The sequence below is a fragment of the Kitasatospora sp. NPDC004240 genome (assembly GCF_053603215.1).
On the sequence record NZ_JBSGFD010000253.1, the window covers coordinates 1 to 10207 of the forward strand.

Here is a 10207-nt window from a genome sequence, read left to right on the forward strand (position 1 = left end):
CAGCCGCCCGCGCCGAGCGCGGCGGCGAGCGCCAGGGCCGCGGCGACGACGGTGCGCCGTAGCCGGTGGGGGCTGGTTCGGGGCTGCCGCATGTCCGTTCTCTCCCTCGTCCGTCAGGTGGTGACGGAGAGGAAGGTAGGAACGGGAAGGCCCCGCGATCGTCACACCGCGGGGCCAACTGCCCGGTGCTACCGGGGTACTACGGGCTGACGGGGGGCCTACTGGCCAGGCGTCACCAGGCCCGACTCATAGGCCAGGACCACCGCCTGGGCGCGGTCGCGCAGGCCGAGCTTGCCGAGAATGCGTCCGATGTGGGTCTTCACGGTCTGCTCGGCGAGCACCAGCCCCGCGGCGATCTCCTGGTTGGACAGCCCCCGGGCGATCAGCTCCAGCACCTCGGTCTCCCGCGGGGTCAGGCCGTTCAGCCGCAGGGCCGGGTCGCGGCGCGGGGCCGGCCTGGTCCGGGCGAAGTCCTCGATCAGCCGGCGGGTCACCGAGGGCGCGAGCAGCGCCTCGCCCGCCGCGACCACCCGGACGGCGGCGATCAGGTCGGCCGGCGGCGCGTCCTTGAGCAGGAATCCGCTGGCCCCGGCGCGCAGCGCCTCGTACACGTAGTCGTCCACGTCGAAGGTGGTGAGCATCAGCACCTTGGGCCGGTGGGCGCCGTCGAAGGCCGGGTCGAGCAGCCGGCGGGCCGCCTCCAGGCCGTCCATGACAGGCATCCGGACGTCCATCAGGACCACGTCGGGGTGGGTGCGGCCGCTGACCTCCAGGGCCTGCGCGCCGTCCGCCGCGTCGCCCACCACGTCGATGTCGCTCTGGGCGCCGAGCAGGGCCGCGAAGCCCGCCCGGACCATCGCCTGGTCGTCGACGATGATCACACGGATGGTCATTCCTCGGTCTCCCCGGGGGTTTCGATCGGCAGGACGGCGGCCACCTTGAAGCCTCCGTCGGGCAGTGGGCCGGTGTCCAGCCTGCCATCGAGCAACCGGACGCGTTCACGCATCCCCACCAGACCCTGGCCGGTGCCCTCCGCCGAGGCCTCCAGCGACTCGGCCCGCCCGGGCGGCGGCGCGTTGACCACGGTGACCCGCAGCGAGCCGTCGCCGGCGGCCACCGAGACCCAGGCCCCGGCGCCGGGGGCGTGCCGGACGACATTGGCCAGCGCCTCCTGGACGATCCGGTAGACGACCAGGCCGACGGCCGGCGGCAGGGTGGCCGCCAGCCCGGCCGGGACGGCGAGTTCGGCCGGCACCCCGGCCCGGCCGACCGTCTCCACCAGCTGGCCGAGCTCCTCGACGCCGGGCTGCGGGGCCGTCTCCCCGGCGGACTCCTCACTGCGCAGCACGCCCAGCAGCCGGCGCATCTCGGCCAGCGACTCGCGGGCGGTGCCGGCGATCGCGGTGAACTCCTCGGCGGCGGCCGGCGGCACCTCGGGGATCCGGTAGGGCGCGCTGGCGGCCTGCACCGCGATCACCGACATGTGATGGGCCACCACGTCGTGCAGCTCGCGGGCGATCCGGGCACGCTCCTCCAGCAGGGTGCGGCGCTCGCGCTCGGCCTCGCTGATGTGCTCCTGCTCGGCGAGCAGCCGCTGGGCCTCGGCCCGCTCCCGGACCGCGCCGCCGAGCAGCAGGACGGCGCCGGTCAGCGCCGAGGTGAGCAGGGCGTTGCCGCCGCCGAAGCGGTCGGCGGGGGCGATCAGGGACAGGGCCGCGCCGGCCGCGGTGGTGACCAGCCAGACCGCGACCAGGGTGCGCCGGGGCTCGCGCAGCGCCAGCGGCAGCATCAGCAGCAGGTACCCCACGATGGCGGGGGGCGGCCAGGGCCAGGGGGCGGAGACGGAGTGCCCGGTGTCCAGGATCAGGACGGAGGTCAGCAGCTGGGCGCCGCCGATCAGCCACCAGGCCGGCAGCGGGCGGACCACCGCGAGCAGCAGCGGCAGGGTCTGGACGACCATCAGGGGCGCGGCGAGCCCGGCGCCCAGCCGGTAGTCGTCCAGGAGCACGCTGATGCCGCTGGGCAGCAGCGAGGCGACCGCGGCCACCGCGCAGACGTACGGCAGCAGGCGTAGCCACCGCTGCGGCGCGTGGGCGAGCAGCGGGGTGTGGTCGGGGGAGGGGCGGGTGAGCGGGGCGAGCAGGGAACGCAGGGTGCGCAGGGCGGCCGGGGCGGGGGCGCCTCGCCGGGCCGGCCCGGTCGGCGGGCTGATCATCGGGCCAGCCTAGGCATCCGGGCCGGCCGCGTCGTCCGACCGGGGTGGGTGATCGCGCGTAGTACCGGGGTATGACGCCGGCCGGCCCGGGGCGGGCCGCTCGTCGCCATCCGCTCAGCGCCAGTCGCCGGCGAGCGTCGGGCCCAGTGCGTCGAAGTGGCGGCCGATCAGGGCGATCATCCCCTCGGGGCCGGTGGCCTCGCGGTCGGGCGTCCAGGAGAGGTGGGCGGAGCGGAGCACCGCGCCGAAGACGGCCGCGATCACGGTGGGGCGCAGGTCCTCGGCCGGGTCCAGGCCCTCGCGTTCGGCGATCACCCCGGCGACGATCCGCTCCTGCTCGGTGATCCGGCGCAGGTGGGCGGCGAGCAGGGTCGGGGTGGACTCGATGAGCTCCATCAGCTCCAGGGCGCTGGTGACCGAGCCGGGGCCGGCGTGGTCGGCCGATCCGAGCTCGCGCCAGGACTCGACGATCGCGGCGCGCAGCGCGGTGAGCGGGTTCTCGCCGGCGGGGCGCAGCCGCAGCCGCTCGATGAAGTAGTCCTCGGCGTCGGCCATGACGGCGAGCGCGACCTCGTCCTTGTTGGCGAAGTAGCGGAAGAAGGTGCGCTGGGAGACGTCCACGGCGGCGGCGATCTCGTCCACGGTGGTGCCGGCGAAGCCCTGGTTGAGGAAGAGCCGGTGGGCGGCCTCGACCAGCGCGTCCCTGGTCCGCTGCTTCTTGCGCTCGCGCAGGCCGAGGGCCGGGGCGGGTGCGGCGGACGGGGGCTGAGCGGCCATGGCGGGTGCCCTCCGGGGCGGTTGGTGCGGGCGGGGTCCAGGACAACTCTAGCGCTCTGACAAATGGCAGCTACACGCACACGTCACTGTTTGCCGAATGTCAGCGACTGACATAATGTCCCGGGGTGGCGCCCGCCGGGCCGGACGACCTGTGGGGACGGGTGGGCCCGGGACGCCACCACCGAGCCAGCTCCCCCGCGACGCCCCCGGAGGGCACGAGATGAGTCAGTCCGTCGTCAAGAGCGGCACGGCGGTCACCCCGCCGCCGAGCACCGCACCCCCGTCCGGGAGGAGCCTCAAGGGGCACCCCTGGCTGACCCTGCTGACCGTCGCGGTCGGCGTGATGATGGTCGCCCTGGACGGCACCATCGTGGCCATCGCCAACCCGGCCATCCAGGCCGACCTCAAGGCCGCGCCCGCCGACATCCAGTGGGTGACCAGCGGGTACCTGCTGGCCCTCGCGGTGTTCCTGATCACCGCAGGCAAGATCGGCGACCGCTTCGGCCACCGCAACACCTTCCTGGTCGGCGCGGTCGGCTTCGCCGCCACCTCGGCCGCGATCGGCTTCGCCACCGACATCCGTACGGTGATCGCCTTCCGGGTGCTCCAGGGCCTGTTCGGCGCCCTGCTCCAGCCGGCCGCGCTCGGCCTGCTGCGCGGGGCCTTCCCGGCCGAGCGGCTCAACATGGCGATCGGCATCTGGGGCGGGGTGATCGGCGCCTCCACCGCGGCCGGGCCGATCGTCGGCGGCCTGCTGGTCGAGCACGTCAACTGGCAGTCGGTGTTCTTCATCAACGTCCCGGTCGGCCTGCTCGCGCTCGGCCTGGGCCTGTGGGTGCTCAAGGACGTCCGCGCCGAGAACGCCGCCAGGTCCTTCGACGTCCCGGGCATCCTGCTGCTGTCGGCGGCGATGTTCGCGCTGGTCTGGGGCATCATCAAGGCCCCCGAGTGGGGCTGGGGCGACCTTGGCACCCTGCTCTTCCTGGGCGGCGCGGTGGTGCTGATGACCGCCTTCGCGGCCTGGCAGCGGGTGGCCCGCGAGCCGCTGGTCCCGCTCGGCCTGTTCCGTTCGGTCCCGCTGTCGGCCGGCACCCTGCTGATGGTGCTGATGGCCTTCTCGTTCTTCGGCGCGATCTTCTTCGTGACCTTCTACCTGCAGAACGTCCACGGCATGTCGCCGGTCTCGGCCGGCGTCCACCTGCTGCCGATGACCGCGATGATGATCGTCGGCTCGCCGATCGCCGGCATCGCGATCGGCAGGCTCGGCCCCCGCGTGCCGATCGTGGCCGGCATGCTGATCACCACCGTCGCGATGTACGGCATGTCCACCCTGGACGCGGGCTCCGGCACCGGCGTCATGTCGCTGTGGTTCGTGCTGATGGGCCTGGGCATCAGCCCGGTCATGGTCGGCGCCACCGAGGTGATCGTCGGCAACGCCCCGCTGGAGCTCTCCGGCGTGGCGGGCGGTCTGCAGCAGGCCGCGATGCAGGTCGGCGGCAGCCTCGGCACCGCGGTGCTGGGCGCGCTGATGGCCGCCCGGGTCGGCGACGTGCTGCCGGAGAACTGGGCGAAGGCCGGTCTGCCGCCGGTCGAGGGCGCGCAGGCGCAGGGCCTGGAGCAGGCCGCCCAGCTCGGCATCGCCCCGCCGGCCCCGCCCGGCACCCCGCAGCAGGCGGTCGACGCGATGGCCGGAGCCGTCCACGACTCCTTCGTCAGCGGCATGTCGCTGGCCTTCGCGGTCGCCGCCGTGGTCGCCTTCGGCGCCGCCCTGCTGGGCCTGCTGACCCGCCGCGGCAGCACCGACGCCGGGCCCGCCGTGCACATCTGACGGCGCCCGCGACAGCCTCGGCGGCCCCGGACCCGTTCATCGGGCCGGGGCCGCCTCCGTGCGTTCACGCCGGAGGGCCGGACCCCCGTACGGGAGTCTGGCCCTCCGTGTGTCACCGGTGCCCAGGGCCTGAGGATCAGGCCTCGCCGCCCGCGGCGCCCGGGTCGGCCGCCGCCACGTCCAGCAGCTGGTAGCGGTCGATCGCGTCCTTCAGCGCGCTGCGGTCGACCTTGCCCTGCTTGGCGAGCTCGGTGAGCACCGCCAGGACGACCGACTGCGCGTCGATGTGGAAGAAGCGACGGGCCGCGCCACGGGTGTCGGCGAAGCCGAAGCCGTCGGCGCCCAGCGACTGGTACTGACCCGGCACCCAGCGCGAGATCTGGTCCGGCACCGCGCGCATCCAGTCGGAGACCGCGACGAACGGACCCTCGGAGCCCTGGAGCTTGGCGGTCACGTACGGGACGCGCTGCTGCTCCTCGGGGTGCAGCAGGTTGAACTCCTCGGCCTCCACCGCGTCGCGGCGCAGCTCGTTCCAGGAGGTCGCGGACCACACGTCGGCCTTGACGTTCCACTCCTCGGCGAGGACGCGCTGGGCCTCCAGGGCCCACGGCACGGCCACGCCGGAGGCGAGGATCTGGGCCGGGATCTGGCCGCCGGTGGCCGGCGCGTACTTGTGCAGACCCTTGAGGATGCCCTCGACGTCGACGTTCTCCGGCTCGGCCGGCATCTTGATCGGCTCGTTGTAGACGGTGAGGTAGTAGAACACGTCCTCGCCGTTCGGGTGCTCCTCGCTGGAGCCGTACATCCGCCGCAGACCGTCCTGGACGATGTGCGCGATCTCGAAGCCGTACGCGGGGTCGTACGCGACGACGCCCGGGTTGGTCGAGGCCAGCAGGTGCGAGTGGCCGTCGGCGTGCTGCAGGCCCTCACCGGTCAGCGTGGTCCGGCCGGCGGTGGCGCCGAGCACGAAGCCACGGGCCAGCTGGTCGGCCATCTGCCAGAACTGGTCACCGGTGCGCTGGAACCCGAACATCGAGTAGAAGACGTACACCGGGATCAGCGGCTCGCCGTGGGTGGCGTAGGACGAGCCGGCGGCGATCAGCGAGGCGGTGCAACCGGCCTCGGAGATGCCGTCGTGCAGCATCTGGCCCTTCGGGGACTCCTTGTAGGCCAGCAGCAGATCGCGGTCGACCGACTCGTAGGTCTGGCCGAGCGGGTTGTAGATCTTCGCCGACGGGAACAGCGAGTCCATGCCGAAGGTGCGGTACTCGTCGGGCGCGATCGGCACGAAGCGGTTGCCGATGCCCTTGTCCCGCATGAGGTCCTTGAGCAGCCGGACGAACGCCATGGTGGTGGCGATGGTCTGGTTGCCCGAGCCCTTCTTGACCGCCTTGTACGCGTCCTCGCCCGGCAGCTCCAGCTTGCGCGGCCGCACCTTGCGGGTCGGCATGTAGCCGCCCAGCTCCTTGCGGCGGTCGTGCATGTACTGGATCTCCTCCGAGTCACGGCCCGGGTGGTAGTAGGGCGGGTAGCCCTCCTCCAGCTGCTTGTCCGTGATCGGGATGTGCAGGCGGTCGCGGAAGCGCTTCAGGTCCTCGACCGTCAGCTTCTTCATCTGGTGCGTCGCGTTGCGGCCCTCGAAGTTCGGGCCGAGGGTCCAGCCCTTGACCGTCTGGGCGAGGATGACCGTCGGCTGGCCCGTGTGCTCGCGGGCCGCCTTGAACGCCGCGTACACCTTGGCGTGGTCGTGACCGCCGCGGCCCAGGTGCTGGATCTGCTGGTCGGTCATGCTCTCGACCATCTTGCGCAGCCGCAGGTCGCTGCCGAAGAAGTGCTCGCGGATGTACGAGCCGGTCTCGGTGGCGTAGGTCTGGAACTGGCCGTCCACCGTGGTGTTCAGCTTGTTCACCAGGACGCCGTCGCGGTCCTGCGCGAGCAGCGGGTCCCAGCTGCGGTCCCAGATGAGCTTGATCACGTTCCAGCCGGCGCCGCGGAACTGCGACTCCAGCTCCTGGATGATCTTGCCGTTGCCGCGGACCGGGCCGTCGAGGCGCTGCAGGTTGCAGTTGACCACGAAGGTGAGGTTGTCCAGGCCCTCGCGCGCGGCCAGCGACAGCTGGCCCAGCGACTCGGGCTCGTCCATCTCGCCGTCGCCCAGGAAGGCGTACACGTGCGAGTCGGAGGTGTCCTTGATGCCGCGGTGCTCCAGGTAGCGGTTCATCCGGGCCTGGTAGATCGCGCCGAGCGGGCCGAGGCCCATGGACACGGTCGGGAACTCCCAGAAGTCCGGCATCAGCCGCGGGTGCGGGTAGCTGGACAGGCCGTACGGGAACTTGGACTTCTCCTGGCGGAACGCGTCCAGCTGCTGCTCGGTGAGCCGGTCCAGCAGGAAGGCGCGGGCGTAGATGCCCGGGGACGCGTGACCCTGGAAGAAGATCTGGTCGCCGGACTCGCCCTCGGCGTCCTTGCCGCGGAAGAAGTAGTTGAAGCCCACGTCGTAGAGCGACGCGGAGGAGGCGAAGGTGGCGATGTGGCCGCCGACGCCGATGCCCGGGCGCTGGGCGCGCGAGACCATGACGGCCGCGTTCCAGCGGGTCGCGTTGAGGACCTTGCGCTCGATCTCCTCGTTGCCGGGGAAGAACGGCTCGTCCTTGGTGGCGATGGTGTTGACGTAGTCCGTGCTGCGCATCTCGGGCACGGCGACGCGCTTCTCGCGGGCGCGCTCGATCAGGCGGAGCATCAGGTAGCGGGCGCGCTCGCGCCCCCGCTCGTCGATGGCCGCGTCAAGCGACTCCAGCCATTCCGCGGTCTCCTCGGGATCGAAGTCCGGGACCTGACTCGGAAGGCCGCCAATGATGATCGGGTTGCGATCGGATCCGGAAGCCACGCTGTTCCTTCACTGTCGGTCGAAACTTAGGTGTGTCGCGCCGCCTCCATCGTGCTACCGCGCTCGGAGATCCGTCATCTCTACCGACCGGTAACCGTTCCGCCTGGTGAGCGGGCCGGTCTGGTGGTGTCCGACACGGGCGCTGTTGCCCGCGCTGTGCACCACCGGGTGTTACGAAAAGAGGTGGTCCGACCTGGTTGCCCGACCGTCCGATGGCGGCCGGTCGGGGTGAGGGCCAACAGGAGACTCTACGCCCGCGCACGCGCCGACCCGAATGCCGTTCGCATCTCGGGCATGCGTACGGGCTGCGTGCGGGGGGTGCGGGCCTGCGGGCCGGGACCTCCCGAAGCATCCTTGTCCTACGCAGAGAAGGGCAAATCGGTGTGATTCCCACCACGTCCACCGGCGTGTCACGGCGCGACACGTCAACCTTTGGGGGGGATCGGGGGTCGGGTACTTGCGCGAACCGCCGCGCCCGTGTGGACTACGGCCACAGCCTCGGCATGGACGCCGAGCCGAATACTGGAGGTTATTCCCGTGAGCGCGACCGCGGACCCCGCGGACAAGTCCAACCCGGCACACCGTCTCGGCTTCGAAGCGGGCCAGATCATCCAGGAGCTGGGGTACGACGAAGACACTGACCAGGATCTCCGCGATGGCATCGAGGAGGTCACCGGGACGGATCTCGTCGACGAGGACTACGACGACGTCGCCGACGCCGTCCTGCTGTGGCACCGCGACGACGACGGGGATCTCACCGACGCCCTCGTCGACGCCCTGGAATACCTGGCCGAGGGCGGCCTCATCTGGCTGCTGACGCCCAAGACCGGCCGTGACGGCCACATCGAGGCCTCCGACATCGCCGACGCGGCCCGCACCGCCGGCCTGTCGCAGACCAGCTCGATCGCGATCGCGAAGGACTGGGCGGCCACCCGCCTGGCCACCAAGGCGGTCACCAAGCCGGGCAAGCGCTGACCCGCCCGGAAACAGCCCCGACCGGGCCCCGCTGGAGCTTCCTCCAGCGGGGCCCGGCCGTTTCGCCGGCCCGCTCGGAGGACCCGCCGTGGGCCTTGTTCGCCGAGGGCGAAAGCGGGGGCGCCGGGCACCCGGGCCCTCACTCGTCCGGCCGAACCGCCCCGATCGGATGCGAGGATGTGCCTCGCCGCCGCGTCCCCCGCGCGGCCATCCGCGTCAGAAAGGTCCCACCATGGCGATCGAGGTCGGCACCCAGGCCCCGGACTTCCAGCTCAAGAACCAGCACGGCGAGCTGATCCAGCTCTCCGACTACCGGGACAAGAAGAACGTCGTCCTGGTCTTCTACCCCTTCGCCTTCACCGGTGTCTGCACCGGCGAGGTCTGCGCGATCCAGAAGGAGCTGCCGCGGCTGCAGAACGACGAGGTGCAGATCCTCGCCGTCTCCGCGGACTCGCCCTTCACCCTGCGCGTCTTCGCCGAGCAGGAGGGCCTGGAGTACCCGCTGCTGTCCGACTTCTGGCCGCACGGCGCGGTCGCGCAGGCGTACGGCGTCTTCAACGAGGAGAAGGGCTGCGCGGTCCGCGGCACCTTCGTGATCGACAAGTCCGGCGTGGTCCGCTGGTCCGTGATCAACGACCTGCCGGACGCCCGTGACGAGCAGGAGTACCTGAACGTCCTCGGCGCGCTCTGAGGTCCTCCTCCGGGGGCCGCCGGGCCCGGTGCGGGCGGAATTCGAACAGCCACGCCGGGCCCGTTCCCTGCGCGGGACGGGAACCCGGCACTACGATCGGTCCGTTGGCAGGTCAGAGGCCGGGCGGCAAGGGCCGGCCGGAGCCTCTGACCGCACCACCGGGGGCACCAGGGAGTGCCTCCCGATTCTTGGAGGACAAGTGGGTGTCAGCCTGAGCAAGGGCGGCAATGTCTCGCTCACCAAGGAGGCCCCCGGCCTGACGGCCGTGATCGTCGGCCTTGGCTGGGACGTCCGGACCACCACGGGCACGGATTTCGACCTGGACGCCAGCGCTCTGCTCTGCAACGACCAGGGCAAGGTCGGCACGGACGGGAACTTCGTCTTCTTCAACAACCTGACGAGCCCCGACGGCTCCGTCGAGCACACCGGCGACAACCTCACCGGTGAGGGCGAGGGCGACGACGAGCAGATCAAGGTCAACCTGGCCGGCGTGCCGGCCGACGTGTCCAAGATCGTCTTCCCGGTGTCCATCTACGACGCCGAGAACCGCACCCAGAACTTCGGCCAGGTCCGCAACGCCTTCATCCGCGTGGTGAACCAGGCGGACAGCAAGGAGCTGGCCCGCTACGACCTCTCGGAGGACGCCTCCACCGAGACGGCCATGGTCTTCGGCGAGCTCTACCGCAACGGCGCCGAGTGGAAGTTCCGTGCGATCGGCCAGGGCTACGCCTCCGGCCTGCGCGGCATCGCCCAGGACTTCGGCGTCAACGTCTGACCCGTCGGGCGCCCCGGGGCCCCGTACGACCCGGCACCACCGGCCGGGGCCGCCGCCCG

Annotated in this window: 8 protein-coding genes; 4 read left to right on the top strand and 4 right to left on the bottom strand. The window is 71.8% G+C overall.

The features are described from left to right. Window positions 1-218 precede the first annotated feature (218 nt). From ACWEQL_RS37750 to ACWEQL_RS37760, 3 genes are all read right to left on the bottom strand, one after another. On the bottom strand, window positions 219-893 hold the full coding sequence (locus tag ACWEQL_RS37750) for a response regulator (protein WP_452155335.1): 675 nt from the start codon (window positions 891-893) through the stop codon (window positions 219-221). After that, on the bottom strand, window positions 890-2215 hold the full coding sequence (locus ACWEQL_RS37755; RefSeq protein ID WP_452155337.1) for a sensor histidine kinase: 1326 nt from the start codon (window positions 2213-2215) through the stop codon (window positions 890-892). The genes ACWEQL_RS37750 and ACWEQL_RS37755 overlap by 4 nt, the downstream gene beginning before the upstream one ends. Window positions 2216-2329: 114 nt before the next feature. Continuing rightward, the gene (locus ACWEQL_RS37760; protein ID WP_452155339.1) at window positions 2330-2992 is read right to left on the bottom strand and encodes a TetR family transcriptional regulator; all 663 of its coding nucleotides are present in this window, start codon (window positions 2990-2992) and stop codon (window positions 2330-2332) included. Window positions 2993-3212: 220 nt separating this feature from the next. On the opposite strand from ACWEQL_RS37760, the gene ACWEQL_RS37765 reads away from it, so the two are divergent. Then, on the top strand, window positions 3213-4820 hold the full coding sequence (locus ACWEQL_RS37765; protein ID WP_452155341.1) for an MFS transporter: 1608 nt from the start codon (window positions 3213-3215) through the stop codon (window positions 4818-4820). 136 nt (window positions 4821-4956) lie between these two features. Here the strand turns inward: ACWEQL_RS37765 and aceE are convergent, their stop codons facing one another. Beyond that, the gene (gene aceE, locus ACWEQL_RS37770) at window positions 4957-7707 is read right to left on the bottom strand and encodes a pyruvate dehydrogenase (acetyl-transferring), homodimeric type (RefSeq protein ID WP_452155343.1); all 2751 of its coding nucleotides are present in this window, start codon (window positions 7705-7707) and stop codon (window positions 4957-4959) included. A 537-nt stretch (window positions 7708-8244) separates the two neighbouring features. On the opposite strand from aceE, the gene ACWEQL_RS37775 reads away from it, so the two are divergent. From ACWEQL_RS37775 to ACWEQL_RS37785, 3 genes are all read left to right on the top strand, one after another. Next, window positions 8245-8682: a DUF3052 domain-containing protein gene (locus tag ACWEQL_RS37775; protein ID WP_452155345.1), complete on the top strand. Its 438-nt coding sequence runs from the start codon at window positions 8245-8247 to the stop codon at window positions 8680-8682. 232 nt (window positions 8683-8914) lie between these two features. Next, the gene (locus ACWEQL_RS37780; RefSeq protein ID WP_452155347.1) at window positions 8915-9373 is read left to right on the top strand and encodes a peroxiredoxin; all 459 of its coding nucleotides are present in this window, start codon (window positions 8915-8917) and stop codon (window positions 9371-9373) included. Between the two features lie 199 nt (window positions 9374-9572). Next, window positions 9573-10148: a TerD family protein gene (locus tag ACWEQL_RS37785; RefSeq protein ID WP_452155349.1), complete on the top strand. Its 576-nt coding sequence runs from the start codon at window positions 9573-9575 to the stop codon at window positions 10146-10148. Window positions 10149-10207: the final 59 nt, after the last annotated feature.